Below are 26,010 nucleotides of genomic sequence, written 5' to 3'. Positions count from 1 at the left end.
ATGGCGATGACCCAAGCCTATATCGATCAGATGAAGCGGCTGATGGAATGGGAGGCTGCCCGCAAGGCACCGCCCGAAAGCTTCCCGCGCCTGCCGGACTTGCCGGCGGGTCGCTACACCAGTCAGGAATATTACGACCTCGAGCAGCAGCATCTGTGGAAAAAGACCTGGCTGTTCGCCGGTCATATTGATGAAGTGCCCGAGCCGGGATGTTTCATGAAATGGGAACAGGTCGGCGATCCGATCATCATCGTTCACGGCATGGATGGCGAGATGCGCGCCTTTTACAATACCTGCCGCCATCGCGGGGCGCCGGTCGTCACCGAGGAAAAGGGAAAGGCACCGCGGCTGATGTGCGGCTATCACAACTGGACCTACAAGACCGACGGGACTCTGGTCGGCGTGCCGGAAAAACAGGACTTTGGCCCTGATTTCGACATGTCCTGCCGCAGTCTGATCCCGGTCAAATGCGAGATGCTGGGCAATCTGATTTTCGTCAATTTTGACGAAGACGCGATGCCGCTCAAACAATGGCTGGGGCCTGTCTGGGATGAGTGGAAGGAATTCCGCTTTGACAAGATCAGGCTCGCGGCGCGCCACAGTTTTGACCTGAAGTGCAACTGGAAGGTGGCGATGGAGGCCAATATGGAGGTCTATCACGTCCCCTTCATCCATCCCGACACGGTCGCGCCTCTGGTCGACAGCAAGCGCAATGTGAACACCATCTACCCCAACGGCCACGCCCGGATGCTTGCCCCTGCGCCGGAACAGACCGACCGCGAGCATGTTCGCGCCATTGATAATCCACCGGACTGGCAAGAGATTGAAGGCGTCGGCGAATTTGGCCGCACCTGCACGCAAAGTTACACGATGTTTCCCAACTGGGTCTCTCCGCTGAGCAATTATTTCGTCCCGCCGCTGATTTTCTGGCCGACTTCGCTCAATACGACGCGGATCGAGCTGGTGACCATGGCGATGGACTGGGGCGATGGCCCTGCTCCGGACCTGTGGACCGTGCCCGATGACAGCAAGCCGAATGGCCGCGACATGTCGCCGATCATCCTCGAAGACACGCAATTTGGCGAGATGATTCAGAAATCGATGGAGAGCGACGGCTTCAAAAGCGTACCGCTCAGCTATCAGGAAGCGCGCATCTACAGCTTTCACCAGACTTGCGACAAGATGATCGGCCTCAACCGTGTGCCGGAAAATCTCGCAGTGAAACAGGTGATTGGCGAGGAATGGGTCTATCCCAACGATCCGCGCGTCGCGGAAATGGAACAGATGGAAGCGGCGGAATAGCGTTTAATCTAGCCTTTCTCGCTCCCCTTCCCTAAATGCACAAACATGCATTTTCTCGATCAAGCCAAAATCTATGTCAGCTCCGGTCAGGGCGGCCCTGGCGCTGTCAGTTTCCGGCGCGAAAAATATATCCAATATGGCGGCCCAGACGGCGGCAATGGCGGCAAAGGCGGCGACATAGTCTTCCTTGCGGTCGAAGGTCTCAACACGCTCATCGACTTCCGCTATGCCCAGCATTTCAAAGCCCCGCGCGGCAAAGGCGGCGCAGGTCGCAACCGTACCGGCGCAGGCGGCGAAGATCTGATCGTCAGGGTACCGGTAGGCACGCAGATATTGTCGGAAGACAAGGAACATGTGCTACTCGATTTCACCCACGAGGGCCAGCAAGCCATGTTCCTCGAAGGCGGAATCGGCGGACGCGGCAATGCCAGCTACAAAAGCTCGACCAACCGCGCCCCGCGCCAGCACCAGCCCGGTGAACTCGGCGAGGAAGCGGCTGTGTGGCTGCGCCTGAAGCTGATTGCCGACGCCGGTCTTGTCGGCCTGCCGAACGCAGGTAAATCGACGCTGATCAACAAGGTTACCAACGCCGGGGCGAAAGTCGGTGCCTATCCGTTTACCACCATCCATCCGCAGCTTGGCGTGGTCCGGCACAAGAGCCGTGAATTCGTGCTCGCCGACATTCCCGGACTGATCGAAGGCGCCGCAGACGGAGCGGGCATCGGCGATCGCTTTCTTGGCCATATCGAGCGGTGCAAGATTTTGCTCCATCTTGTCGACGCGACCGGTGATGATCCGGTGAAAGCCTGGAAAACAGTCAGCAAGGAACTGGAGAAATATGGCGGCGGACTTGCCGAAAAACCCCAGATTCTAGCGCTCAATAAGGCTGATCTGCTCGACGATGAACTGATGGCCGACATTGCCGATCAATTGCGTGCAGCCGGTGCGGAGCATGTGCTCCCGGTATCGGGTGCCACCGGCGAAGGCCTGGACGCCGCGCTCGACAAAATTCTTGAAGCGGTTGGCGAGAATAGCTCGATCGAACGCAAGGGCCAGACAACACTTACCTCGGGCAAAGAGGAAGTAGCCAAGGATTGGTCGCCATTGTGAGTGCCGCGAAGCCGGACACGATCGTCGTAAAGGTCGGGTCGTCCCTGCTGGTCGGCGAGGACGGACAACCGCGACGGGACTGGCTCAAAACGCTGGTTTCAGATATTGCCAAACGCCATCAGGCGGGTGACAATGTCATCATCGTGTCATCCGGATCGATCGCCCTTGGTGCGCGGAAACTCGGTCTCGACAAAGGCGGGCGGGCCAGTCTGGCCGACGCGCAGGCCGCGGCATCGGTCGGACAGATCGCATTGAGCAGCCTATGGTCGGAATTGCTGGGAGAGCATCAGCTTACCGCCGCCCAGATGCTGCTCACGCTAGACGATATGGAAGATCGCAAGCGCTATCTCAATGCAACCGCCACGCTGGAAAAGCTGATCGAGCATCGCGCGGTTCCGGTGATCAACGAGAATGATAGCGTTGCCACCGACGAAATCCGCTTTGGTGACAATGACAAGCTCGCGGCGCGGGTCGGACAGGCCGCCTCAGCGGACCGGGTCTTGTTGCTCTCCGATATTGACGGCCTCTACGACCGCAGACCGGACAGCCAGACCAACGGACAATTTATCGGCGTAGTCGAAATTGTCGATGATTCAATCATGGCGATGGCGGACGGCAGCTCCTCTTCCGGACTGGGTTCCGGCGGGATGACCTCCAAACTGGAAGCCGCAAAAATCGCCAATCTCGCGGGAATCGAACTTTCGATCATCTCCGGCCGCGAAGAACACCCGCTGGAGCGCTATGCACTGACCAATGTCGGGACCCTGTTCAAGGCCGGCGATGGCGCCAATGCCCGCAAAGCCTGGCTGGGCGGGCGACTGACATCCGCCGGTACGATTACGATCGATGGCGGCGCGATAGCAGCCCTGCAATCGGGCGGCAGCCTGCTCGCTGCCGGGATTACTTCCATCGAAGGCCAGTTCAAGCGCAGCGATGTCGTCGAGATCAAGGATCTGGACGGCCAATCGATCGCGCGCGGTCTCGCCGAATATGATGCGCTAGATTGTGCCAAGATCATCGGCCGCCGCAGTTCGGAACTGGAGGCCCTGTTGGGCTACGCGCCACGCAGCGCCGTGGTCCACCGCAACCAGATGGTGCTGGTCTAAACACAATGACTGCAGACTTGCAAAAAACTATCGCGATCACCGGCGCAACCGGCTTTGTCGGCGGACGGATGCTCGATCTGGTGGTGCGAAACGGATATGAGGCGCGCGCGCTGACCCGGCGCAAGCAGGATGATCGTCCGGGTGTGACATGGGTGCGCGGCGCGCTGGACGATACGGCGAGCCTCGCAAATCTGTGCGCTGGCGCTGACGTGGTCCTGCACATTGCCGGGGTCGTCAATGCACCGGACAGAAACGGGTTTGAAGCCGGCAATGTCGCCGGCACTCTGGCGGTCATCGAAGCCGCCAAACAGGCCGGGACAAAACGCTTCGTCCACGTCTCTTCGCTGGCCGCAACCCGACCAGAACTATCAATCTACGGCGAGACCAAGGCCAAGGCTGAAAAAATTGTCGCGACCAGCGGTCTCGACTGGACAATCATCCGGCCACCCGCCGTCTATGGCCCCGGCGACGGCGAAATGCTGGAATTGTTCAAAATGGCACGACTCGGTTTTATCACCCTGCCGCCCGATGCCGACGGCCGCTTGTCGGTCATCCACGTCGAGGACCTGTGCGAGGCGCTGCTTGCACTATTGCCGGAACAGGAAGATTTTACCGCCGGGATATTCGAGGTCGATGACGGCAAGCCGGGCGGCTGGACCCAGGCCAGCTTTGCCAAAGCCATAGGCTGGGCGATGGGCAAACGCATCACTGCGGTGGGCGTACCCAAATCGCTATTGCATCTCGGTGCCAAGGCCGACCGCCTGATCCGCCGCGACAAGGCCAAGCTTACCAAAGACCGGGTCAATTATTTTTGCCATGATGACTGGACGATCGACCCGCAAAGGCGGCTGCCAGCGCGATTATGGCAACCACAGATCGAAACCCGTGAAGGCCTCAAGGATACCGCGAAATGGTATCGCCAGAATGACTGGCTATAACCCCGTTCAGATGACCGGCGCGGTTAACAGCTCGTAGACATAGGCGATAAAAGTAAGCGTTAGTCCGGCCAGAAATACACGATAGGCCCAACCCAGAAACCGGTATTTCTTGCGTTCGAGAATCCGACCCATTTGATAGATGTCGCGCAGCATCGCGCGATAGGTTGATTCCTGACTGCGCAGTTCTTGCTGCAACAGCCGGTCGATAAATTCCTCTTCGCTCAGCTCGGAAAATCCGCCGAAAAACAGCATATTGGGAGAACTGTTTTTCCAAGGCGTTACCGAAGGCATTACCGCCAGTGCGGCAAGCCCCGCAGAGGCGAATGCAGAGATCGCAAGGATGAGGAGCGGCAGGGACATATTGCCGGACTGGCTTTGACCGACAGCAAGGGTGAACACCACGAAGGTCGCGCCGATCAGCATATTCGCCTTGTTATCGGCCATAACACTCAATTGCACATGGTGCCGTTGCGTGGTCCCGAGCGCATAAACAACCTCGTCAGGCCATTTGCTGGCATCATCCATAAACTACTCTCCGCAATGATAAATATGATACGGCGGAAGAGTGGCAGAAAGCTTGTGCTCGGGCAAGACAAGGCGCGCATTGCGCCGCTTTTCCGCCTTATTCGCTTGCCAATGGTGCCCTTGTCTTGGCAAAGGTCAGGAACAGCAATTTTTGAGAGCACAATATGGCAAATCGCGAAGACATCATGACCAAGATCAGCGAATTGATCGGGCCGTTCAACAACAAGGGCGTCGATTTGGCGGCAGAGACGACGTTTCAAGGCGATCTCGAATGGGACAGCCTGACGGTCATGGACTTTGTCGCTGCCGTCGAGGACGAATTTGATATCATCATCACCATGAACATGCAGGCCGAGATCGAAAGCGTCGGTCAACTTGCCGACGCCGTCGCAAAGTTGATGGAAAACTAGAGCCAGACACCCGTTCGCCCTGAGATAAACTAGGGGTCGCACGAGCGGGTGGCTGGTACTTCGACAGGCTCAGGACTAACGGAAGTAAAGCATGACCGATCTACTCAGTAAATTTGACCCGCTCATTCAGGAGCGTGAAAATCTCCTCGCGACGGGCGTCAAAGACCCGTTTTCGCTGGTGATGGAAGAGGTTCTCTCGCCCACTGTCGCCGTCTGCAACGGCAAGGAAACCATTCTCCTCGGCACCTATAATTATATGGGCATGACCTTTGACGATGATGTTCGCCAGGCCGGCCTGAAAGCGCTCAAGGAATTCGGATCGGGCACCACCGGCAGCCGGGTGCTCAACGGAACCTACAGCCTGCATCGCGATTGCGAGGATGCGCTGAAGGAATTTTACGACATGGACCATGCGATGGTCTTTTCCACCGGCTATCAGGCGAATCTCGGGATCATCTCCACCCTCGCCGGCAAGGGCGACTATGTCATTCTCGACATCGACAGCCATGCCTCGATCTATGACGGTTGCGCGATGGGCAATGCCGAAGTCGTCGCCTTCCGCCACAATGATATCGAAGCGCTCGAAAAACGGCTGAAACGCCTGCCTGCGGAAGCCGGCAAGCTGGTCGTGCTCGAAGGCGTCTATTCGATGCTCGGCGACGTAGCGCCGCTCAAGGAAATGGTCCGCGTCTGCAAGGAAAACGGCGCGATGGTGCTGGTCGACGAAGCCCACTCGATGGGCTTTATCGGCGAGAACGGTCGCGGTGTCTGCGAAGCGCAGGGTGTGATCGACGATGTCGATTTCATCATCGGCACGTTCAGCAAAAGCGTCGGTACGGTCGGCGGCTTCTGTGTCTCCAACCATCCGAAATTCGAAATCTTGCGGCTGGTCTGCCGTCCCTATGTGTTCACCGCCTCGCTTCCGCCCAGCGTCATGGCGACGGCGAGCACATCAATCCGCAAGCTGATGCACAGCGGCAACAAGCGCGCGCATCTGTGGGAGAATAGCAAGAAACTGCACAAGGGTCTGCGCGACCTCGGCTTCACCCTCGGCACGCCCGAGGCGCAAAGCGCGATTATCGCGGTAATCATGCCCGATCTCGAAAAAGGCGCGATGATGTGGCAGGCGCTGCTGGCCGAAGGGCTATATGTCAACTTAGCCAGACCGCCGGCGACGCCGGCCAATATGACTTTGCTTCGTTGTTCGCTCTGTGCGGAACATACGAGCGAGCAAGTCGACCAGATATTGGGCATGTTTGAGGCGGCTGGCAAAGCGGTGGGTGCGATTTAACTAGCATGACCAAGTCCATCCTCATCGAACAGCGCGGCGCGATTGAAATATTGGCTCTGAATCGCCCGGACAAGCTCAACACGATGAACGAGGAGATGATCTTTGCGTTGCAGGATTATTTTCGCGGACTGCAGACGCGCCCCGACGTGCGCGTGGTGCTGTTCCGCGCCGAAGGCCGCGCCTTTTGCGCTGGCCTCGACATCGGCGGCTGGAAGAATGACGGATCGCGCGGACAGGTCCAGCATGTCTGGAACACCCAGCGTTCGATCGCCACGGTCATGCAACTCATGCGGCAATGTCCGCAGCCGATTATCGCTCTGGCCCAGGGTGCAGCTTGCGGCGGCGGTTTCTCGCTGCTGCTCGCCAGCGACGTCCGCTTTGGCGCGCCGTCGCTCAAAATGAATGCTGCCTATATCAAGATCGGTCTGGGCGGCTGCGATATGGGATCGAGCTATTTTCTGCCGCGCATGGTCGGCGCGTCGATTGCGTCGGAACTGATCCTGACGGGGCGCTTCATCCATGCCGAACGGGCAGAGAAACATGGCCTGATCAGCGAGATGGTCGACGAGGACAAACTGCTCTCCGCCGGCCTGTCGCTGGCCGAGGAAATGCTCGACACCGCCCCGATGGGCCTGCGCCTGTCCAAAGATGCGCTGAATCGCAATATCGACGCGCAAAGCTTTGAAGCGGCGCTGGCGATCGAAGACCGGCAGCAGGTGATGCTCTCTATGACCGAAGACAGCCGCGAGGCCGCCAAGGCATTTTTTGCGAAACGGAAGCCGGATTACAAGGATCGGTAAGATATCGTCATCCTGAACTCGTTTCAGGACCCCGTTACTCTTGCCACCATCTTCCGGTTCAGCCGCCCGGGGTCCTGAAACAAATTCGGGATGACGGAATCATTTAAATAACAGGGTCATTTAAATGAAGGGCTCACTTGATCGCCCCTCCGGCAATCAACCGCGGCAACATCGTCAGCGCGCCCAGGATCGGCCATTTGCGTTGCCAGGGCTTGATCACATAATCGGTTCCCGCATGGCGGTTGATCTTCCAAGCCAGGTAATCGATGCCACCGGCATAAGTGGCGGATGCCTTGGCCAGTCTGGCGAGGGTCAGAAGTTTTCCATTGCGCCGCAATTGTCGCCATCTTTTCTCGACCGCATCGCGGGAGGCGATGATCTTCAGTGTTTTGCCCTGTGTCTCATTCCGCTCGGTGATCGCCGCCATGACGGCGGGGCCAAAGCGCGCATAGCGTTCGGGATCGGAATCGACGACGGAATCGGAACGATCCTTGCGCTCGGCGCGCAATTCCGCGCCATAGGTCAGTTCAAAGCCGCGTTTCCAGAGATCTGCAATCGTATATTTTCGATCAATTTCCATCATCGGAAAGCTCATGTCGAACAAGGTGATCGCAGCACCTTCTATCGCCTCGATCGCATGTGCCTGCGCCGCTTCATCTGCATGCCAGACAAGCCGCGACGGTTGCGCAAAGCGGGCCCATACGCTTACCGCGCTGGCGGTGATCCGGTTCAGCCTGTGAAAATCTTTCTCGCTCAACACCGCCACCTTGGCGACCAGTCCGCCATGTTCTGCGGGAAATACATTGGGTGGCAGCCGCTTGTTCGCGCCGACCAGCCAGCTCTTGCCATAGGCCGCCTCGTAGCTCGAGACGATCAGGTAGAAATCGAGCATCTGTCCGTCGAGTTCGGTTGTTCGCAGGCAGGATCCGTAAAATAGCACGGCGCGCGATGCATCGCCATATTGCTCGGCAATCGAGGCCGCAAAGGCGGTAACCCGCGGATCGACGGGTTGAGCCAGTTCTTCGGCGATTAATGACTTGAGTTCGCTCACGCGAGCCGTCCTAGCTCAAGCTGCGAGCCGAAGGAAGGACACTGGTTTGGTCGATTTCAGCACGATAGGATGGCCGGGCTGGGCGGAGAATAATTCTCCGTCCATCAAGACGTTGCTGCCGTCGCCCTCGATGCGGATCATGTCGCCGCGTTCCAGATGGATGCCCTTCTGGACATTTTTGCCGAGCCGGCCAAAAATCACCGAAAGCAGAAAACGAACAATGGCACCGGCTCGCTGATCAATGGCCAGAAACTGCATCCGGCCAATCGCATTTTGGTTCCGCATCGATCGTTTCATCAGCAGAAGCTTTTCCAGCGTGGTGACGATCAGCACGGCGAAATTGCCCTGGAACTGGCCGTCCCGGATAAGGGATATCTTGATCGGTGTCGACCGTTTGGGCAGAAATTTCGCCTTGATGCCAAATAGCACCGATGCGAGCGCGGCGAAAACCGTCAGCACATGGGCAGCCGCGTTGGGCAGTCCGAGCGGATAAATCTTGTGGCGGCAATAGAGGATGAACTCCGACAAGCCTGCTCCGCCCAGAAACATGCCGAGCACAACCTTGCTGTCCTTGCCGCCATCGGACAGCGCGATCAGTTCGCGGTCGACCAGATGTTCGTGCAGATCATGTTTGGCCAGTTCGACGATCCGTTCGAGCGCCTTGAGCGGATTGCCTTCCGACCCGAGATCGAGCGCAATCAAATTGGTCTTGCCATTGGGCAGGACGGCAACCGGTGGCGGATTGTCCCCGAAATGCCCGCCCTGGTATAATTCGGTCAGCGCCGCCTGCACCGTGCCGTCACCGCCATTGATGACCAGCACTTTCGGTTTGACCCGGGCAATGGTTTCCAGCGCCTTGGCGATTTCATCGACATGATCGACTTCATAATGGAAAACGTCGCTGTTCTTGACGCAATAAGACCGCACTTCCGGCAAAATCGCCCGGTTCCCGGTTGAATTGGGATTCGAAAGAAGTGCGACATTTGCCATTTATTGGGCCCTATCCCCGGGAACAGATTTGTATCATCTGTATTTCATGCTGATGTTGATCGACTTGACGTCATTGCCGACGTTGAAAGCGGTTTTCTTGTAACTTGGCTTGCCAAGATTGAAGATGTTGATGCTCGGATTGTTCGACATGCCGCCGCCATCGCCGAATATATCGGTCTTGCCGTTGGCATTGATATCGTGCCGGATCGCAACCGCATATGTGCCGGCGGAAGGGACTGGCAGACAAAACTGCATGTTCCCGGTCTTGGCCGGAGCCTCTACGCGGTAAAGCCATGCGCCGGTTTTCAGCCATTCTGACGACGTACCGCGATAGTTCTGAACCCGCATGGTGCCATTGGATTCCTTGATGCCGCTGACATTGATGAGAACGGCGGGGCCAGCACCAGATTTGCATTTGCCAAGATCATTGGAAACGACCTTCCCGCTAGCAAAAGCCGGGGTGGGCGATAGCAAGATTGTGGTCGATAATGCGATGGAAGCCGCAAATTTCAACATGACGTAATAACTCCTAGTCGTTATACCCGCGCCAATACTCCGGCGCGGACAAGAATCAGCCCCCGATCTGCCTATGGCTATGGATTTGATTTGCGGCGAAAACATGGTGAGAGGGCGACAACAAGTTGAAACTACTGACTTCCACCGATCGCTATTTGGCGAAATTGATTGCGCTGCCGCTGTTCAGTACCCTGGTGATTGCGGCGATGCTGCTGGTGCTGGAAAAAATGCTCCGCCTGTTCGACTTTGTCGCAGCAGAAGGCGGTCCCGTCAGCGTGGTTTGGCGGATGCTGGCCAATCTGATGCCGGAATATCTGTCGCTGGGCATTCCGATCGGCTTGCTGCTTGGCATCTTATTGGCGTTCCGTCGGCTTGCATTAAGTTCGGAACTCGATGTTTTCAGGGCTGTCGGCCAGGGTTACGGTCGGCTGCTCAGAGTTCCCTATATGTTTGCGGTCGCCCTGATGCTGGTCAATCTCGCGCTGGTCGGATTCATCCAGCCGCTCTCCCGCTATTATTACGAGGAATTGCGATTCGAATTGCGTTCGGGTGCGCTCGGCGCCTCGATCAAGGTCGGCGAATTCACCAATCTGGGCAACCGGATGACCCTGCGGATCGAGGAAAGCCGCGACAATGGCACCAAATTAAGCGGGATTTTTGTCCGCGCCGAAAATAAAAAGGAGCAGACGGTCTCGGTAACGGCAGAAAATGGGCAGTTTCTGGCGACCGACGATCCCGACACCATCATCTTGCGCCTGACCAATGGCGTGCTGGTCCATGATGCACCCAATTATAAAAAGCCGCGCATCCTGAGTTTCACCAACCATGATTTGCCGATCGATCTGCCCGACATTGAAACCTTCCGCTCGCGGGGCGGCAAGGATCTGGAATATACGATACCGGAGCTTGTACGGGTCGGCATGGACGAAAAGCGACCGGAGGCGGAGCGCAACGAAAGTCGCTCCAATTTCCATTTCCGCATGGTCGAGGTTGTGATGATGCTGCTGATGCCGTTGCTGGCGGTCGCGCTGGCCGTGCCGCCGAAACGATCGAGTTCCGCACTTGGCGTATTTCTGTCGATCGTGATGATCGTGACCTATCACAAGGTCAACGAATATGGCGAGGATGTCGGATCTCTGGGCCTCGTCGATCCGATCATTGCTCTCTGGCTGCCCTTTTGCCTGTTCGCCGCGCTGATCATATGGATGTATCATGTCGCCGCCCATGTGCCCGGTGGCCAGCCGATCGGGGCACTGGAGAAGGCGTTTTCCAAATTCGGCGGCGTCTTCAAAGGGCTGCTCAATTTTAATCGCAAACGTGCATTGATGAAGGAATAGCCGGACATGGATTTTTTCCCTTCCCGGACACTGGCCATTTATATGGCGAAAATGTTCATCGTCCGTACCCTGGCGGTGCTCGCATTGCTGGTACTGGTGCTGCAGGCGCTGGATCTGCTGGGCGAAAGCGGCAAGATTCTGGCCTATGCGGGCAATGGCGAAGCCGAATTGTGGACCTATGTCTCCCTGCGCGCTCCGCAACTTATAGCACGGTTCCTGCCTTTTTCGGTCCTGCTGGGGACCATTATCACGCTGGCTACTTTGAACCAGAATAGCGAAGTCGTTTCGATGAAGGCGGGCGGCCTGTCCGCCCACCAGATTCTGGCACCGCTGATTGTCGCCAGCATGGGCGTGGCGCTGCTGTCCTTCATATTCAACGAAACACTGGTGGCGCCGTCGACTGCCCGTTTGTCGCAATGGGAGAAAGTCGAATTCGGGCCAATCCCGGCGGAGAGCAACGTCCGCACCAACGTCTGGGTCAAGGATGGCAATAATCTGATCAACGCGCGAACAGTGACCGGACGCGGCGAGCAAGTCGTGTTACGGGACATCACGATTTACAACCGGACCGAAAATGGCCTGAAAAACCTGCTGCAAGGGGACGAGGCCCGGTTCACCGGCTCCGGCTGGTTGCTCACCGGTGTCACCCAGTTCGATGTCGGTACCGGGACCGAGGAAAAGAAAAGCGAGCTGCTGGTCGGCGATTCGATCCGGCCTGATCAATTCACCCTGACCAATGTCAGCGCCGACAGCCTGTCGATTTTCGCCTTGCATACCGCCATTGGCGAACTTGAGCGCGCCGGTCGGCCGACGATGAGCCTCAAGGCCGGCTGGTGGCACAAGATTTCCGGTCCGATGTCGTCGATCCTGATGCCATTATTGGGTGCGGTGGCCGCTTTCGGCCTGGCCAGATCGGGGCAGCTGTTCCTGCGGGCCGTGATCGGCATGGCACTGGGCTTTGCCTATTTCGTTGCCGACAATTTTGCGCTCGCAATGGGCAATATCGGTGCTTATCCGTCGCTATTGGCGGCCTGGGCACCCTTTCTCTTATTCTTCCTGATCGGCGAAACGGTGCTGATCCGCACCGAGGAATAAAGACTCAGTTCCTGCCGGCGCTGCCGCGTACAAGGCCCGTGATCAAAGTCCACAGACTGCCGTGATCGGCACGGTAGAAGTTGGATCCGGTCGGCAATTCTGCCGCCAGCCGCCGATGCGCCTCGCCCAGACTATGATAGGGAACACCCGGCAGCAGATGGTGCAACGCATGATAGCGCAGCCCCACCGGCGCCCATAAGGCCGGCAAGGTCGCTGGCGGCGGCACGTTGACGCTGTCGAGATATTGGGCGGTGACGCTCATCTCCTGACCGTCATTTTCCCACAGATGCGCGACCAATGTCCGGATCTGGTTCAGCACGACGCTACCCGACATCACTGCGAGAAAGATCAGGAAGGCGCGCATCGGAATGACGTTCGTCGCAACCATCGCCAGCAGGGCAATAGCCCAGACGGATGCTCCGATCTCGCAAGCCAGCCAGCGGCGTTTCCGATCGCCCTCGGGCGGTTTGCGGCGGAAATCCGGATTGATGATCAGGCCTGAATAGCGCTCGACCACCAGCTTGCGCAGCGGCGGAATGATCGCCGAGAGCGGCGATAGAATGGCATAGCGGAACAGCAGCGCAACCGGCGCCAGTGCAGCGACGATCACGAACAGGGGAACCGACCAGGGTTTCATCAACGCCAGCGGCAAATATTCCGGATCTTCGACCGTGCCATATTTCTTGGTCCGGTGATGGATGCTGTGAATACCCTCGTACATGAATGACGGGATCATCATCGGCACCCCGAACAGGGCGTTCCAGGCGAAGTGGAAGCCTGGAAGCGCGTTCCGGCGGACATGGGTCAATTCATGAATGAAGCTGCCGGCGCGGTACAGCGCCAGCACGGCGATCAATCCGAAGAAGACGGCGAGACCAGTGGATTGAATGATGATTGCGCCAGCAAGCGATCCGTAGCCGACAGCTATGGATGCCAGGAAATCAGCCCAGTAGATCGCCGCTTTGGGTGCGTTGAGGTCACGCGTTACCTTGGCCGCCGTACGGATCAGCTCGTTATCCTCGGGAACGGGCACAGCCGCCGCACTCAGGCGCGAATCTGCTTCTGCCTTCGGCACATTATTCGGAGAGATGGTCGTCGAACTCATAAACACCTGCATGATTGTTGAGCGGTATAGAGCAACATATCGTGGCGACAACATGGCGAGGGCAAGACCGGAATAACTCCCGCGCCCTTGACATTGCGCCGCGATTAACGCCACAGCCAGCCGCAAATATAGAAGGATAAAATATCGTGGCCGGTCAGGATATAGTGATTCAACCTGTGACTACCAAGGCCCAGACGAAGCAGTTCGTCGAGATTGCCTATCAGCTCAATGCCGGTGATCCGCACTGGGTACCGCCGCTCAGGTCCGAATTCACCAAGCTGATCACGCCAGGAAAAAACCCGTTTTTCGAACATGCCCGGGTGCAGTTTTTTCTGGCTTTGCGACAAGGACAGGTAGTCGGACGGATCAGCGCACATATTGACGAGCTGGCGCTGGAACAGCCGGCGGAACAGGGCATGGGTCCGGGAACCGGCAATTGGGGCCTGATGGAGGCCAGCGATGAAGCGGTGATGCACGCCTTGATCGGCGCGGCCGAAGCATGGCTGAAAGATCAGGGCATGACCAGGGTACTGGCTCCGATCAGCATGTCCGTCTGGGAAGAGCCCGGATTGTTGACCCTGGGTCACGACCATAGTCCGATGATCATGATGGGCCATCACAACGCCGCCTATCAAGGCTGGATCGAAGCGCTTGGCTATACGGTCGCCAAACGCATTGTGTCCTATGACCTGCCGGTAACCGACGGGTTTCCAAAGCTGATTAACCGCATTGTTGCTTCGGGAGAGCGCAACAAGCTGCTCAAGATCCGCAAAGTGGACAAGAAACATTTTGACCGCGATGCAGCGATCATCATGGGTATTTTGAACGATGCCTGGTCCGGAAACTGGGGCTTTGTGCCGATGACCGACCACGAAATTGCCCACGCCGGCGAAAGCCTGAAGCCGGTTGTCCACGAAGCCCTCATCCGGATCGCGGAACTTGACGGCGAACCGGTTGCGTTCATGATGACCCTTCCCAATATGAACGAAGTCATCCGCGGTCTGAAGGGGTCGCTTTGGCCTTTTGGCTGGGCCAAGCTGCTCTGGTGGCTGAAATTTCCCAAAGCGCAGTCGATGCGGGTTCCGCTGATGGGAGTCAAAAAAGAGCTGCACAACAGCCGCCTGGCCAGCCAGATGGCCTTCATGATGATCGAATATATCCGCCGCGACGCGGTTGCCGATTTCGGTACCTGCTATGCCGAAATCGGCTGGATATTGGATGACAACCAGGGAATGGTCGCGATTGCCGACGCGATTGGCGCTGAAATCAACCGGGAATATCTGATTTACGACAGGGCGATCGCCGCGGCGGCTCGCTGACCGCTCGCCGTCAGATAAGTTATAATTCCAGATCCACCCAGGCAGGTGTGTGATCACTGGCCTTTTCGCGGCCGCGATGTTCCTTGTCGACGCCGCAGCTTTTCAGGCTGTCAGCCGCCAGCGGGCTGAGCAAGAGATGATCGATGCGGAAACCCTGGTCGCGTTGCCAGCCGCCGCTGCGATAGTCCCAATAGGTCCAGATATTGCCCGCCGGATAGGTGACGCCCAAAGCGTCTGTCCAGCCGTCGTTTAAGATGCGCCGGTAGCCCTCGCGGCTTTCCGGCTGCATCAGCGCATCATTCTGCATCGCCTTGACCGAATAGACGTCATTGTCGCGCGGAATGACATTATAGTCACCCGCCAGCACCGCTGGCACTTCTTCGGCCCAGATTTCGGCAGCGCGCTCGCGCAACCGTTTCATCCAGCGCAGCTTGAAATCGAATTTCGGCCCCGGGTGGGGGTTGCCATTGGGCAGATAGATGCTGGAGACCCGAACTTTCGAACCGTCCTTCGCGCTGATATTGGCTTCGATATAGCGGCTATGCTCGTCTTCCGGTTCACCATCGAGGCCGCGTTTGACCTCTTCCGGGACCTGATCACGCGCCAATATCGCCACACCGTTGAAACTTTTCTGGCCGTGCCAGATCGCGCCATAGCCGATTTTTTCGAATTCGGCGGCAGGGAAGCCTTCGTCCTGTGTCTTGATTTCCTGCAGGCAGGCAACATCCGGCTGGGTCTCTTCGAGCCATTCCAGCAGACGCGGCAGGCGCGCCTTGATGCCGTTGATGTTGTAGCTGGCTATTTTCACTTAGACGGAGAAACTGGAGCCACAGCCGCAACCGGAAGCCGCGTTGGGGTTGGTCACCTGAAAAGCACTGCCACCAAGCGATTCGACAAAATCGACTGCGCTGCCGCGCACCAGATCGAGGCTGATTTCGTCGACAACCAGCGTTACACCCGATTCTTCGACCGCGATATCGTCCGCTTCGATGCTGTCGGCGAGGCCAAAGCGATATTGGAAACCGGAGCAACCGCCACCCTCGACGGCGAGCCTGAGAATCGCGGCTTTGCCCTGTTTTTCGGCAATAGCAGCAACCCGCTTCGCGGCATTGGGGGTCAGGATGATATCCTGTTCGATAGTGGCAAGGGCTTGGTTCATGATATCAAGATAGGGAGAATCAAAAGGAGCGGCAAGCCTTAAGCTCAAACCGCTCCTTTTTGCACCCTCTCCCAAAGGTGTAAAATCTGTCTTATTCTGCTGGGCCGCCCAATGCAACGCCCGAATTCAGCTTCTGCGCGATAAGAAAATCATTGGACTGCATGAACGGGATGGGATTGACCGCTTCGCCTGCAATTCGCACTTCATAATGAAGGTGGCTGCCGGTGGAACGGCCGGTAGAACCCATGAAGCCGATCAGGTCGCCGCTCTTGACGCGCGCATTCGCATCAACATTGAGCCGCGACATGTGGCCATAACGGGTCTGGATGCCGTTACCGTGGTTGATTTCAACATATTTGCCATAGCCGCCCAGCCATTGTGCACGGCCAACAATACCGTCAGCTGTTGCATAAATGGGAGTGCCGATCGGACCGGCCATATCGAGGCCCTTGTGACTGGCGCGACGGCCTTTGAAGGGATCGGAACGATAACCGTAAGAACTGGTCAGAGTGAAGTCTTTCACCGGCTTGCGCGACGGGATGGTCAATTTGACCGCTTCCTGCTTGCCCTGACCGGCCCAGTTGTTGAAAATCATCCGGAAGGCCGGATCTGCTTCGCCAAGCGCGCTTTCAGCGTCCTGACTTTTTAGCACATCAACGGGGATGCTGGCTTCGGCGGCCGTTTCGGCCGATGCAGCGGTGGAGAAAATCATTGCTGATCCGAGAAAAGCAATGGCTGTGATCTTGCTCACAGATTTCTTAAACAAAACTACTATGTTTTCGGTCATAGAATGATCGAACCTTTATTTGCGACCCATGAAATTCATGGCTTGAATTTTGTGGCGGAACTTTCGCCCCCGTTGTGCGTTTACGGGTGTAAATTCATTCTGGTTAACAATTCAATACCATAATAATAATCCTGGGTCAGACCGGCTGTCCGGCGCGCTGAGTCGTTAAATGGTGGCTTCAACCCGCCTTTGAAGTGGGTTTTTACAAGTTGTTTCCAATGCTCATGCGGTGGCTTGTTGCTTCTGCGGCAGGCATATTCGAACCATTTTGTGCCGAAAGAGACGTGGCGAATCTCGTCCTGATAGATGCGACTTAACACTTTCGCGGTCAGATCGTCACCCTGCCGCTTGAAACGCTCGACCGTCTCCGGAGTGACGTCCAGCCCCCTCGCTTCCAGCACCATTGGTACGATGGCGAGGCGCGCCGAAGCATCATAGGCCGTGTTTTTGGCACTATCCCAGAGGCCGTCATGCGCGGGGAGCTCGCCATAAAAACTGCCTTGCGCCCGCAATCTTCGATCAAGCAGAGCGAAATGCATCGCTTCTTCCGCACCGACTCGCATCCAGTCGTCGGTAAAGTCCTGCGGAAATTGCGATCCGAACCGGCCGATCATGTCGAAGGCCAGATCAATCGCGACGAATTCGATATGGGCCAGCGCGTGGATCAGGGCGATCCGGCGCGGGACCGACGTGCCTTTGCCCCGCCTCGGCATATCACGCGGGCGCATCAAGACCGGATGATCGGGCCGCGCCGGCATATCCGGCATGGTCCCGGCAAATATATGAGACAACCGCCCCAGTCGCCATTCCCGGGCAGCATATCGAGCAGCCATCACCTTGGCGCCGGGATCGGCCGTTTGCAGGACGCGCAAAACCGCTGCGCCGACAGTCATCTGCTCGGTCATTTCTGAGGGTCTATGCCGCCTGTACCGCAGCCAGAACCTCTTCCGCGTGCCCCTTGACCTTCACTTTCGGCCAAGCCTTGAGGATCGTGCCATCGGGGCCGATCAGAAATGTCGAGCGGATGATCCCCATATAGGTCTTGCCGTACATTTTCTTTTCTGCCCAGACGCCGATTTTCTCCAGAAAGGCGGTGCTTTCATCAGATGCAATATCTACGGTCAGCTCCTGCTTGTTGATGAAATTCTGCTGGCGCTTCGGCGAATCGGCAGACATGCCGAGCACGGCGGCACCGGCTTTCTCGAATTCCGGCAGGAGTGCCGAAAAATCTTTCGATTCGGTCGTGCACCCCGGCGTGCTCGCTTTCGGATAGAAGAACAGCACCAGTTTCTTGCCGGCGTAATCGGAAATTTTCACCGGACTGCCATCCGGCGCTACCAGTTCCATATCGGGAATTTTGTCACCCACATCGATCATCTTGTTACATCTCCTAATATTTCATCGGGGTCCGGCCGCAAGTGCCGGTTCCACTCGTCAATAACGCATTGCCGTGCCTTGTCATAGCCGTCCAGAAGCGCCTCCCAACTCTCCTGCCCCGCAGATTTGGCAATCAATGCGCGGCTGGTTACCGGTGGAAAGTCGCAATCCGGGGACATCAGCCGCAAGGCAACCAGCAAGCGGGCCATCAGTTCGTGAGCGGTCACCATATCCTCACCGAGATCGCCTGTAGCCACCAGAGCCCGGACAGCTTTACCCAGTTGCGGATAGAGCGCCTCGCCGGTTTTCAACTGGAGGAAGTGGATGATAAATTCCCAGTCGACCAGTCCGCCTTCCATCATCTTGGTATCGAGCGGGCCCTTGGGTGGCTTATGTTCGACAATATCCAGACGCATCTTCCGCACCGCCTTGCGCAACTCTTCCGGCTCACGATCCTTGCGCAAGATTCCGCGAATCTGCTGTTCCAGTTCCGCCCGGTCCTCGGTGTTGCCGTAAACCGGGCGCGCCCGGGTCAGAGCCATATGTTCCCAGGTCCAGGCATTTTCCCGCTGATATTTGTAAAAACTCTCCAGCGTCACCGCCAGCGGCCCCTGCGTCCCCGATGGCCGCAATCTTGTATCTACCTCGTAGAGTGGACCGGCGGCGGTCGGCACCGAAAGCGCTGTCACGATCCGCGCCGTCAGCCGGTTATAATATTGGGTCGCACCCAATGATCGTTTGCCGTCGGACTCGGCGCTATGATCACCGCTGAACAGAAAGATCAAATCGAGATCCGACGCGTGGGTCAGGGCTTCCCCGCCCAGCCGGCCCAGCGCCAGAATCGACAGTGCGCAGCCAGAAATTTTTCCGTGCGTCTCTTCAAATTCCTTGATGGTTGCGTCGGTCAGCACCTCGATCGCGGCTTCGGCCACCCGGGCATAGCCCGCTGATATATCCAGCGCATCATGTCGACCTTCAATCAGCTGGACCCCGAGCGCGAAGCGTTTCTCACCGACCCGGGCGCGCACCCGGTCGAGCAATATCTGATAATCGTCGCCGGACTCCATCCGGCCGAATTGTTCCGCAAGCTTCTCTACCGACGGCGGCAGATCCAGCGCGGTGGCATCGATCAGTCCGTCGAACAGCTCCGCTCTGCGGGCCAGTGCATCGGCGAGCACCGGCGCATGGCTGAGAATCTTGCCGAGCAAGTCGAGCAGAGCGGGCCGCGCTTCCAGTATCCGGAAGAAGTTGATCGCGGTCGGCAGTTTGTCGATCAGACTGTCGAGCCGCGCCAGCGCCTTGGTGGAATTTGGTGCGGTAGCAATCGCGTCGACCAGATCGGGCAGGATCGCCTCGAAGGATTCCTGCGCTGCGTTTGACCGCAGTGCCGTCACCTTGCCGCTCCGCCAGCGCTTGATCGCCTGCAGAAAGCTGTCCCCTTCCAGCAGGTTTTTTCCGGCTATCACTGCCGCCAGCTTCTCCTCATCCGCCGGCAGGCGGGTCTCGTCATCCGGTTCGATCAGATCATCATAGATATTGCCGACCGCTTCCACATGCGGCTCGAGCAGATCAAGCAGTTGCTGGCCTGTTTCCATCCCGTGCAGTCGCGCCACCCGGTCGAGGTCTTCTGCACTATCCGGCAGGCTGTGGGTTTGCTGGTCATTGACCATCTGCAGCCGGTGTTCGATGACCCTGTAGAGTTCGTAAGACTCGCTCAGCACCCGCGCTTTTTCGCCATCGATCCGGCCGGCCTTGGCCAGTGCGGCCAGCGCATCGCGCGTCGCCGGCGCCCGCAAATCCGGTTGTCGTCCGCCAAAGATCAGCTGGTGCATCTGGGCGTAAAATTCGGTTTCCCTGATCCCGCCCCGGCCGCGCTTCAGGTCGAAGCCCGGACCGAATTTCTGTCCCGCAGCATAATGATCGCGGATTTGTGCGGTGACCGAGCCGATATTCTTGATCGCGCCATAGTCCAGCGACCGCCGCCAGATGAACGGATTGATCGTTTCGAGAAAATATTGGCCCAACCCCGGGTCACCGGCGGCGGCCCGGGAGCGGATATAGGCCGCCTGCTCCCACGCCAAGGCGCTCGATTCATAATAGCTGATCGCCGCTTCGACCGGCAGCGCCACCGGACTGACTTCCGGCGACGGCCGCAGCCGCATGTCGACCCGGAAGACATAGCCATCCGCATCACGGGCGTTGAGCGCCTCGACCAGCTGCTGGCCGATCCGCCGCGCCGCGTCGCTGGGATCTTCCCTGCCGCGCACCGGGATTTTGTCGGGATCATAGATGAAGATCGGATCGATATCCGACGAATAGTTGAGTTCGCGGCTGCCATGCTTGCCCAGCCCGATGATCGAAAAGCCTTCCAGCGGCGCGTCGGGATAGCGGGTCGCATATATGTCGGCCAAAGCCTCATCCAGCGCCCGGTCGGCAAAATCCGACAATTGCGTGATCACATCGGTGAGCGACAGCCGCCCGGCCAGATCACCGATCGCCAGAGTCAGCGCAAGCGCGCGTTTCTCGCGGCGCAATTTCTGCCGGACATTTTCGGCGCCTTCTCCTGCACGAGCGGAATATTCAAACGCTGCTTCAAGATTTTCCGAAGCCAGCAAATCCGCGAGTTCGGGCTGAACCTCGAGCGACAATCTGAGATAAGGCGCATTTTCCCTTGCTCGTACAAGCGTTTCAGCAAGCGAAGATACAGAAGGCAGCGGAGCTATATTCATCGGACGAGCTTTAAGGCCTCAATCGCATTTGTCACGCTCGCCCGCGTACATTCATACGAATAAGCTATTGTTTCTTCTTGTCGATCAATACGGCCTGCTGCCATTTGCTGGGCGCCTTATCCGTACGATGGATGCAGCCCGCCCAGCAGCACGGCCTGCGCTTGCCCTCCAGCAGTTCCTCGATGGTTCGTCCGATTCGTTTCTCGCGAGTCTTCGCCTGCTTGGCATCTTCGACCCAGCAAATAAACTCGTTGCGACCGAGCGGAGTCAGGCTTTGCCAAAGTGCGAGCGCCTCGGCATCCGCCGCAACGGCAGTTCGCATATCTTCCGCCAGCTTGTGGACGGTCCCCTCGGCTATCGTCTCGTGCATCGCTCAACAATAATAGCGGAGCAACCGGAGATCAATCCGCTTCGTCGCCGCCCAGATAATTTCGCGAGAAATCCTTTGCAAAATCCGCAAACGCCCCCTCAGCAATTGCTGCCCGCATCCCCGCCATCAGCACCTGATAATAAGCGATATTATGCTCGGTCATCAGCATCGCGCCCAATATCTCCTTCGCCCGGATCAGATGATGCAGATAGGCGCGACTGTGATTTTTACAGACCGCACATTCGCAGCTTTCGTCCAGCGGTGCCAGATCCTCGGCAAATTTGGCATTGCGAATGTTGAGCGCGCCCTGTGCGGTAAACGCCTGGCCATTTCGACCCGACCGGCTCGGCAGCACACAGTCGAACATGTCGACGCCGCGTTCTACCGCACCGACCAGATCGTCCGGCTTGCCGACACCCATCAGATAGCGCGGCTTGTCGGCGGGCAATTGATCCGGCGCATAGTCGAGCACCTCGAACATCGCCTCCTGCCCCTCGCCGACCGCCAGGCCGCCGATGGCATAGCCGTCAAAGCCGATGTCGATCAATGCCTTGGCCGAAGCGGCACGCATGCCCTTGTCGAGCGATCCCTGCTGGATCCCGAACAGGGCCGCTCTCGCCGCGTGATCCTTGCCGCTGTCAAAACCGTCGCGCGATCGTTTTGCCCAGCGCATCGATCGTTCCATCGATGCCTGTGCTTCCTCGCGGGTTGCGCCATTTTTGGTGCATTCGTCAAAAGCCATAACGATATCGCTGCCGAGCAGCCGCTGGATTTCCATCGACCGTTCCGGCGTCAGCATATGGCGCGAGCCGTCGAGATGGCTCTGGAATTCGACGCCATTTTCGCTCAGCTTGGTCAGCTCCGACAGGCTCATCACCTGATAGCCGCCGCTGTCGGTCAGGATCGGGCGATCCCAGTTCATGAACTTGTGCAGCCCGCCAAGCCGCGCCACCCGTTCCGCGCCGGGGCGCAGCATCAGGTGATATGTATTGCCAAGGATGATGTCGGCGCCGGTCGCGCGCACGGTTTCCGGCTTCATCGCCTTCACTGTCGCCGCTGTGCCCACCGGCATGAAGGCAGGCGTACGGATTTCACCCCGCAACATCTGGATCGTGCCGGTGCGTGCCTTGCCGTCGGTCGCGGCGATGGAAAAGGAAAAACGCTCAGCCATGTGCCTGTCCGATGCCGGCTGCGAGACCAGATTTTACGGCTTCAGTTTTGTATTTGTCTGTCGATGGTGTAACCAATTGTCCGTCCTGTCCGAATTAATCCGCATCTGTGCAGGATGGCAACGGATTTTCAAAGACCTAAATCGGGAGTATATTATGACAAAATCGAGCAAACTTGGTTCCGCAGCAACCGCACTGATCGCGGCAGCGGCCCTGTCCGCCTGTTCTGGCGGCACCAGCGAAACAACCAGCGAAGGCGCGGAAGCAGCAGGTAGCGAAGTGACCGAAGTCGCCGCAGCAGAAAAAGAAAAATGCTACGGCATCGCTCTAGCCGGCGAAAATGACTGCAAGGCGGGAGAAGGCACCAGCTGTGCCGGCACGTCTGTTCTCGATTATCAGGGCAATGCCTGGAAAAACACCGACGCCGGCGAATGCGAAGCCATGGGTGGCTCGCTCACCGAAGTCGCAGACAATGACCCACCCGTTGCGCCAGTAGCGGCTCCTGCCGAAGGCTAGGCCTCAAGCACAAGATATTCGGAAAGGGCGGTTCGTTTGGACCGCCCTTTTTTGTTGGGGGAGGGCTGGTGCATCCCGAAAGCCGACGTTGGTTTCGGTCGATTTTGGCGACAGCATTTGGGTGGGGAGCGGACATTTAAGACTGCAAATTCAATCGTCACGTTTGGGCCCGTTTTCTGAATGGCGTCTCTTGGCCATTGCACTACCGTAAGCGGACCCTCGCAGGCGATAGCGGCGCTGCCAGCTTCCTTGTAGATCGTCAGAGCCGCGCACATCCCCGCATGGTATTGCGCAGCACCGCTGTTGAATTGTCAAGCGAGGCTTCCCCTTCGAGGCGACCGTTGATGCGTAGCATCACCGTCCCGCTTTGCTGCATTAACAGCGAAACAAGCTGTGTGCCCGTCAATCCTCCGATCCATTGTGTGCCCACCGCATTGGCGCGCTGAACGGGGATGTTGACGAGCCGACCCGAAAAATTCCACGTCATCGTCATCGCATTGTCGCCGGAGGGCTTGTTGAGCAGCATCGCCATAAAGGATTTTCCGCCTTCGCAATACAGGCTGAGGGCTTCGATGTTGGGCGATGCCGCCGCGCTCACAAAAGCGATCGGAGCACGGCCTTGCACGGGAACGACTTCCCAAGGTGTACCCGGAAGCGGCACTGCCGTTTCAGGCGGGCTGTTGTCCAACATCTTTTTGATTTCCGGAGCTACTGGCAACCGTCCGCCTGTGGCAGGGGGATAGACGGTGAGCTTGCCGCGCTCCCAAAGGCCTACCTGCACCAACCGGCGTCTCGGGTCAATCATCAGATAGGCTTGCTCCACCCCGCCCTGATGAGGTCCGTTGCCGGAAAGATAGTAATAGTTCCCGGCCCGCTGCAATGGGGTGACGACTGAGAGATTTGTCTGCAGCACAGCCATTTTCGGTCCCATTTGTGCTTTAAGGGCCGCTGCCACAGTCCCCTTGTCGAACAGGTCGATATTGTCCTGCGCATAGCTTCCGGGATATTTGCCGACGAGGCTGGCGAGATTGGACCATTCCGCCGGAATGCCTTGTACCGCCATCGCCGCTTCGGGCCGTGGCGGTGCGGGCGTGCCAGATGGCGCGCTACCGTTGCAGAGCGTAAAGAGGCCGCCGCCGGTAAAGGCCGCGTGGAAGGGATCGGGGCGTTGGCTAGGCGGCAGGTCGGCGTCGAAGCGGATAACACCCCTTTTCTCGTTGTCGTTCACAAACATGACGACGCGACCAAAGTCATTGCTGTTTGCTGGAAAGGGAAAGAATACAGCCGTGATACCGTCATAGCTCTGGCCCATGAAGGTCAGAGCATATTCTACCCGAGGTGGTTTTAACTCCCGGCCATTGGCGCGGAACGTCATGCCCGTTTCGCTTAGAGTGACGCGAGGTTCCTTCGAGCAGTCGCCAATGGGCGCATAGCTGCCAAAGATATGATTGATGCCTTTATCCTTAAAGCTGGTCAGTGGAACCGCCTGCGCACTTGCAGCAGCAAGCGTGGCAATGGCGCAAGCGGCGAGACCTGTACCGGAACGGCCGATTGTGAATAGCGTGAAAAATGGCAGTTTCATGTCAACTTCCCCCACGAAATGAAAGCTTTCCCAAGAACCAGCGGCCTTGGAAGCCACCAGCGATTATTACCGACACATAGCGCCCGCGGCCTCTTTTGTCGCCTCTGAATCTAGACCCTGTCTCGGGAAAAGTTGTATGGGGTGTCCTTTAGCCAACGTCCACATGTGGTCATATGCCGTTTCCAGAATTGCTTCCGCTTTCAGGAAGGTGGTAGGCAAGCGGGAATGGCTGAGATGAGGGCGCGAAGCGGACATAGGATCCGACTGTTGCCAATGACCGCTAGTGGGGCGGTAGCTGACTGGCTGCTATTGCAGATGAAATAGCCGCATTTGGTTCCACAGCGAACCTCAGGTTCCGGACTTCAGCTGCAGCTAGATTGTGATTTCTCAACCTTTCGGCAGCAACAGACTCGAATCGCCATAGCTATAAAACCGGTAACCACCCGCAATCGCATGGGCGTAAACCGCCTGCATCGTCTCCATCCCCATCAGTGCGCTGACCAGCATGAACAGCGTCGATTTGGGCAGGTGGAAATTGGTCATCAGGCCGTCGATCGCGCGGAACTTGTAGCCCGGCGTGATGAAAATATCGGTGTCGCCTTCGAACGGGCGGATGATGCCATCTTCGCCGGTGGCGCTTTCCAGCAGGCGCAGACTGGTGGTGCCGACCGCGATCACCCTGCCTCCCGCTTGCCGCGCAGCGTTCAGGCGATCGGCAGTTTTAGCGTCAATCCGGCCCCATTCGCTGTGCATCCGGTGATCATCGGTTTCGTCGACCTTGACCGGCAGGAACGTCCCTGCCCCGACGTGCAGGGTCAATATTTCACTGCCTACACCGGCGTCGGCCAGCCCTGCCAATAATCCGTCGGTGAAATGCAACGCCGCCGTCGGCGCAGCCACGGCGCCCTTTTCCTTCGCAAACATGGTCTGATAATCATCGGCATCGCGCTCGTCGATGGCACGCTTGCTGGCGATATAGGGTGGCAGCGGCATGGTGCCGGCGCGATCGAGCAGCAGTTCGACCGGCTCGTCGCCAAGGAAATGCAATATGAAACTGCCGTCGTCCAGCTTCGCTTCCGCTTGCGCAAATACGTCCATGCCGAAATCGACGGTCTCGCCGACGCGCAAGCGCTTGGCGTTGCGGATGAAGGCCTGCCAGCGGCGAAGGTCGACCCGCTTGTGCAGCGTCGCACCGATCCTGGCCTCGCCGCGCGTCCCTTGCAGCTGCGCGGGAATGACCTTGGTATCGTTGAAGACCAATATGTCTTTGGGACCCAGCAATTGCGGCAGGTCGCTGACAATATGATCGGAAAGCCGGTCGCCCGAGACGCTCAGCAGCTTCGCGCTGTCGCGCGGAACCGCCGGTCGCAACGCGATAAGTTCCTGCGGCAGCGCAAAGTCGAAAAGATCAACGCGCACAGGCTGG

The 26,010-nt window shown here is 57.9% G+C and carries 26 protein-coding genes; 11 read left to right on the top strand and 15 right to left on the bottom strand.

Going from position 1 to position 26,010, the window contains the following annotated elements; translation table 11 throughout:
* Genes AACZ86_RS02765 through AACZ86_RS02750 form a run of 4 tightly spaced genes read left to right on the top strand, consistent with a single transcriptional unit; the run spans nt 1 to nt 4,456 of the window.
* Nucleotides 1–1,302, top strand: coding sequence for an SRPBCC family protein (locus tag AACZ86_RS02765; protein ID WP_339689166.1), 1,302 nt, complete (start codon nt 1–3; stop codon nt 1,300–1,302).
* A gap of 45 nt (nt 1,303–1,347) precedes the next feature.
* Entirely contained in the window at nt 1,348–2,412 is a 1,065-nt protein-coding gene (gene obgE / locus AACZ86_RS02760; protein ID WP_339689165.1) for a GTPase ObgE, read from the top strand.
* A complete protein-coding gene (gene proB, locus AACZ86_RS02755; RefSeq protein WP_339689164.1) occupies nt 2,409–3,518 on the top strand; it encodes a glutamate 5-kinase in 1,110 nt (369 codons plus the stop codon). The genes obgE and proB overlap by 4 nt, the downstream gene beginning before the upstream one ends.
* A 5-nt stretch (nt 3,519–3,523) precedes the next feature.
* Nucleotides 3,524–4,456 (top strand): NAD-dependent epimerase/dehydratase family protein, encoded by a 933-nt coding sequence (locus AACZ86_RS02750; protein ID WP_339689163.1) that lies wholly within the window; start codon nt 3,524–3,526, stop codon nt 4,454–4,456.
* Nucleotides 4,457–4,462: 6 nt separating this feature from the next.
* Here the strand turns inward: AACZ86_RS02750 and AACZ86_RS02745 are convergent, their stop codons facing one another.
* Nucleotides 4,463–4,981, bottom strand: coding sequence for a Pycsar system effector family protein (locus AACZ86_RS02745; protein ID WP_339689161.1), 519 nt, complete (start codon nt 4,979–4,981; stop codon nt 4,463–4,465).
* A 164-nt stretch (nt 4,982–5,145) separates the two neighbouring features.
* On the opposite strand from AACZ86_RS02745, the gene AACZ86_RS02740 reads away from it, so the two are divergent.
* The 3 genes from AACZ86_RS02740 (at nt 5,146) to AACZ86_RS02730 (ending at nt 7,482) form a co-directional block, all read left to right on the top strand.
* The gene (locus tag AACZ86_RS02740) at nt 5,146–5,391 is read left to right on the top strand and encodes an acyl carrier protein (protein ID WP_339689160.1); all 246 of its coding nucleotides are present in this window, start codon (nt 5,146–5,148) and stop codon (nt 5,389–5,391) included.
* Between the two features lie 91 nt (nt 5,392–5,482).
* Nucleotides 5,483–6,682 carry an aminotransferase class I/II-fold pyridoxal phosphate-dependent enzyme gene (locus AACZ86_RS02735; RefSeq protein WP_339689159.1) on the top strand — a complete coding sequence of 400 codons (1,200 nt, stop codon included), beginning with the start codon at nt 5,483–5,485 and terminating at the stop codon, nt 6,680–6,682.
* Between the two features lie 5 nt (nt 6,683–6,687).
* Nucleotides 6,688–7,482 (top strand): enoyl-CoA hydratase-related protein, encoded by a 795-nt coding sequence (locus AACZ86_RS02730; RefSeq protein ID WP_339689158.1) that lies wholly within the window; start codon nt 6,688–6,690, stop codon nt 7,480–7,482.
* A 133-nt stretch (nt 7,483–7,615) separates the two neighbouring features.
* On the opposite strand, the gene AACZ86_RS02725 is transcribed toward AACZ86_RS02730, so the two are convergent.
* The 3 genes from AACZ86_RS02725 to AACZ86_RS02715 are packed head-to-tail and all read right to left on the bottom strand — an operon-like array spanning nt 7,616 to nt 10,039.
* Complete coding sequence (locus tag AACZ86_RS02725) at nt 7,616–8,533, bottom strand: hypothetical protein (RefSeq protein WP_339689157.1); 918 nt, start codon at nt 8,531–8,533, stop codon at nt 7,616–7,618.
* Between the two features lie 15 nt (nt 8,534–8,548).
* Nucleotides 8,549–9,523: an acylglycerol kinase family protein gene (locus AACZ86_RS02720; protein ID WP_339689156.1), complete on the bottom strand. Its 975-nt coding sequence runs from the start codon at nt 9,521–9,523 to the stop codon at nt 8,549–8,551.
* Nucleotides 9,524–9,556: 33 nt separating this feature from the next.
* Complete coding sequence (locus AACZ86_RS02715; RefSeq protein ID WP_339689155.1) at nt 9,557–10,039, bottom strand: DUF2141 domain-containing protein; 483 nt, start codon at nt 10,037–10,039, stop codon at nt 9,557–9,559.
* 125 nt (nt 10,040–10,164) lie between these two features.
* On the opposite strand from AACZ86_RS02715, the gene lptF reads away from it, so the two are divergent.
* Together lptF and lptG are read left to right on the top strand one after the other, a co-directional pair.
* Nucleotides 10,165–11,376, top strand: a complete 1,212-nt coding sequence (gene lptF, locus AACZ86_RS02710) for an LPS export ABC transporter permease LptF (protein ID WP_339689154.1) — start codon at nt 10,165–10,167, stop codon at nt 11,374–11,376.
* Nucleotides 11,377–11,382: 6 nt separating this feature from the next.
* Entirely contained in the window at nt 11,383–12,471 is a 1,089-nt protein-coding gene (lptG, locus tag AACZ86_RS02705) for an LPS export ABC transporter permease LptG (protein ID WP_339689152.1), read from the top strand.
* Between the two features lie 4 nt (nt 12,472–12,475).
* Here lptG and AACZ86_RS02700 read toward each other — a convergent pair whose 3' ends face one another.
* Nucleotides 12,476–13,576, bottom strand: a complete 1,101-nt coding sequence (locus AACZ86_RS02700; RefSeq protein ID WP_339689150.1) for a fatty acid desaturase — start codon at nt 13,574–13,576, stop codon at nt 12,476–12,478.
* A 146-nt stretch (nt 13,577–13,722) separates the two neighbouring features.
* Here AACZ86_RS02700 and AACZ86_RS02695 point away from each other — a divergent pair, with 146 nt between their 5' ends.
* Complete coding sequence (locus tag AACZ86_RS02695; protein WP_339689149.1) at nt 13,723–14,895, top strand: N-acetyltransferase; 1,173 nt, start codon at nt 13,723–13,725, stop codon at nt 14,893–14,895.
* A 19-nt stretch (nt 14,896–14,914) separates the two neighbouring features.
* On the opposite strand, the gene xth is transcribed toward AACZ86_RS02695, so the two are convergent.
* The 8 genes from xth to tgt all read right to left on the bottom strand — a co-directional run bounded on the left by xth (nt 14,915) and on the right by tgt (nt 22,488).
* A complete protein-coding gene (gene xth / locus AACZ86_RS02690; protein WP_339689148.1) occupies nt 14,915–15,703 on the bottom strand; it encodes an exodeoxyribonuclease III in 789 nt (262 codons plus the stop codon).
* Entirely contained in the window at nt 15,704–16,054 is a 351-nt protein-coding gene (gene erpA / locus AACZ86_RS02685; protein WP_339689147.1) for an iron-sulfur cluster insertion protein ErpA, read from the bottom strand. It lies immediately after the preceding gene.
* A 91-nt stretch (nt 16,055–16,145) separates the two neighbouring features.
* Entirely contained in the window at nt 16,146–16,805 is a 660-nt protein-coding gene (locus AACZ86_RS02680; protein WP_339689146.1) for a M23 family metallopeptidase, read from the bottom strand.
* Between the two features lie 116 nt (nt 16,806–16,921).
* Nucleotides 16,922–17,746: a ferritin-like domain-containing protein gene (locus tag AACZ86_RS02675; protein ID WP_339689145.1), complete on the bottom strand. Its 825-nt coding sequence runs from the start codon at nt 17,744–17,746 to the stop codon at nt 16,922–16,924.
* 10 nt (nt 17,747–17,756) lie between these two features.
* A complete protein-coding gene (locus AACZ86_RS02670) occupies nt 17,757–18,218 on the bottom strand; it encodes a peroxiredoxin (protein WP_339689144.1) in 462 nt (153 codons plus the stop codon).
* Nucleotides 18,215–20,947 (bottom strand): bifunctional [glutamine synthetase] adenylyltransferase/[glutamine synthetase]-adenylyl-L-tyrosine phosphorylase, encoded by a 2,733-nt coding sequence (locus AACZ86_RS02665; protein WP_339689143.1) that lies wholly within the window; start codon nt 20,945–20,947, stop codon nt 18,215–18,217. The genes AACZ86_RS02670 and AACZ86_RS02665 overlap by 4 nt, the downstream gene beginning before the upstream one ends.
* A gap of 64 nt (nt 20,948–21,011) precedes the next feature.
* On the bottom strand, nt 21,012–21,317 hold the full coding sequence (locus tag AACZ86_RS02660; RefSeq protein ID WP_339689142.1) for a YdeI/OmpD-associated family protein: 306 nt from the start codon (nt 21,315–21,317) through the stop codon (nt 21,012–21,014).
* 31 nt (nt 21,318–21,348) lie between these two features.
* On the bottom strand, nt 21,349–22,488 hold the full coding sequence (gene tgt, locus AACZ86_RS02655) for a tRNA guanosine(34) transglycosylase Tgt (protein ID WP_339689141.1): 1,140 nt from the start codon (nt 22,486–22,488) through the stop codon (nt 21,349–21,351).
* A 154-nt stretch (nt 22,489–22,642) separates the two neighbouring features.
* On the opposite strand from tgt, the gene AACZ86_RS02650 reads away from it, so the two are divergent.
* Nucleotides 22,643–23,002, top strand: coding sequence for a DUF2282 domain-containing protein (locus AACZ86_RS02650; protein WP_339689139.1), 360 nt, complete (start codon nt 22,643–22,645; stop codon nt 23,000–23,002).
* Between the two features lie 259 nt (nt 23,003–23,261).
* Here AACZ86_RS02650 and AACZ86_RS02645 read toward each other — a convergent pair whose 3' ends face one another.
* Both AACZ86_RS02645 and queA read right to left on the bottom strand, forming a co-directional pair.
* Nucleotides 23,262–24,584 (bottom strand): hypothetical protein, encoded by a 1,323-nt coding sequence (locus AACZ86_RS02645; protein WP_339689138.1) that lies wholly within the window; start codon nt 24,582–24,584, stop codon nt 23,262–23,264.
* Nucleotides 24,585–24,971: 387 nt separating this feature from the next.
* Nucleotides 24,972–26,003: a tRNA preQ1(34) S-adenosylmethionine ribosyltransferase-isomerase QueA gene (gene queA / locus AACZ86_RS02640; RefSeq protein ID WP_339689137.1), complete on the bottom strand. Its 1,032-nt coding sequence runs from the start codon at nt 26,001–26,003 to the stop codon at nt 24,972–24,974.
* Nucleotides 26,004–26,010 lie beyond the last annotated feature (7 nt).

The organism is uncultured Parasphingorhabdus sp. (assembly GCF_963975735.1).
GTDB lineage: Bacteria > Pseudomonadota > Alphaproteobacteria > Sphingomonadales > Sphingomonadaceae > Parasphingorhabdus.
This window is presented reverse-complemented; position numbering and strand designations above follow the sequence as displayed.

Excerpts from the sequence above, each read along its gene's own strand:
- AACZ86_RS02765 (WP_339689166.1), top strand. The coding sequence starts at position 1 with ATGGCGATGACCCAAGCCTATATCGATCAGATGAAGCGGCTGATGGAA.
- obgE (WP_339689165.1), top strand. The coding sequence starts at position 1,348 with ATGCATTTTCTCGATCAAGCCAAAATCTATGTCAGCTCCGGTCAGGGC.
- AACZ86_RS02750 (WP_339689163.1), top strand. The coding sequence starts at position 3,524 with ATGACTGCAGACTTGCAAAAAACTATCGCGATCACCGGCGCAACCGGC.
- AACZ86_RS02745 (WP_339689161.1), bottom strand. The coding sequence starts at position 4,981 with ATGGATGATGCCAGCAAATGGCCTGACGAGGTTGTTTATGCGCTCGGG.
- AACZ86_RS02740 (WP_339689160.1), top strand. The coding sequence starts at position 5,146 with ATGGCAAATCGCGAAGACATCATGACCAAGATCAGCGAATTGATCGGG.
- AACZ86_RS02735 (WP_339689159.1), top strand. The coding sequence starts at position 5,483 with ATGACCGATCTACTCAGTAAATTTGACCCGCTCATTCAGGAGCGTGAA.
- AACZ86_RS02730 (WP_339689158.1), top strand. The coding sequence starts at position 6,688 with ATGACCAAGTCCATCCTCATCGAACAGCGCGGCGCGATTGAAATATTG.
- AACZ86_RS02720 (WP_339689156.1), bottom strand. The coding sequence starts at position 9,523 with ATGGCAAATGTCGCACTTCTTTCGAATCCCAATTCAACCGGGAACCGG.
- AACZ86_RS02715 (WP_339689155.1), bottom strand. The coding sequence starts at position 10,039 with ATGTTGAAATTTGCGGCTTCCATCGCATTATCGACCACAATCTTGCTA.
- lptG (WP_339689152.1), top strand. The coding sequence starts at position 11,383 with ATGGATTTTTTCCCTTCCCGGACACTGGCCATTTATATGGCGAAAATG.
- AACZ86_RS02700 (WP_339689150.1), bottom strand. The coding sequence starts at position 13,576 with ATGAGTTCGACGACCATCTCTCCGAATAATGTGCCGAAGGCAGAAGCA.
- erpA (WP_339689147.1), bottom strand. The coding sequence starts at position 16,054 with ATGAACCAAGCCCTTGCCACTATCGAACAGGATATCATCCTGACCCCC.
- AACZ86_RS02675 (WP_339689145.1), bottom strand. The coding sequence starts at position 17,746 with ATGACCGAGCAGATGACTGTCGGCGCAGCGGTTTTGCGCGTCCTGCAA.
- AACZ86_RS02670 (WP_339689144.1), bottom strand. The coding sequence starts at position 18,218 with ATGATCGATGTGGGTGACAAAATTCCCGATATGGAACTGGTAGCGCCG.
- AACZ86_RS02665 (WP_339689143.1), bottom strand. The coding sequence starts at position 20,947 with ATGAATATAGCTCCGCTGCCTTCTGTATCTTCGCTTGCTGAAACGCTT.
- AACZ86_RS02660 (WP_339689142.1), bottom strand. The coding sequence starts at position 21,317 with ATGCACGAGACGATAGCCGAGGGGACCGTCCACAAGCTGGCGGAAGAT.
- tgt (WP_339689141.1), bottom strand. The coding sequence starts at position 22,488 with ATGGCTGAGCGTTTTTCCTTTTCCATCGCCGCGACCGACGGCAAGGCA.
- AACZ86_RS02650 (WP_339689139.1), top strand. The coding sequence starts at position 22,643 with ATGACAAAATCGAGCAAACTTGGTTCCGCAGCAACCGCACTGATCGCG.
- AACZ86_RS02645 (WP_339689138.1), bottom strand. The coding sequence starts at position 24,584 with ATGAAACTGCCATTTTTCACGCTATTCACAATCGGCCGTTCCGGTACA.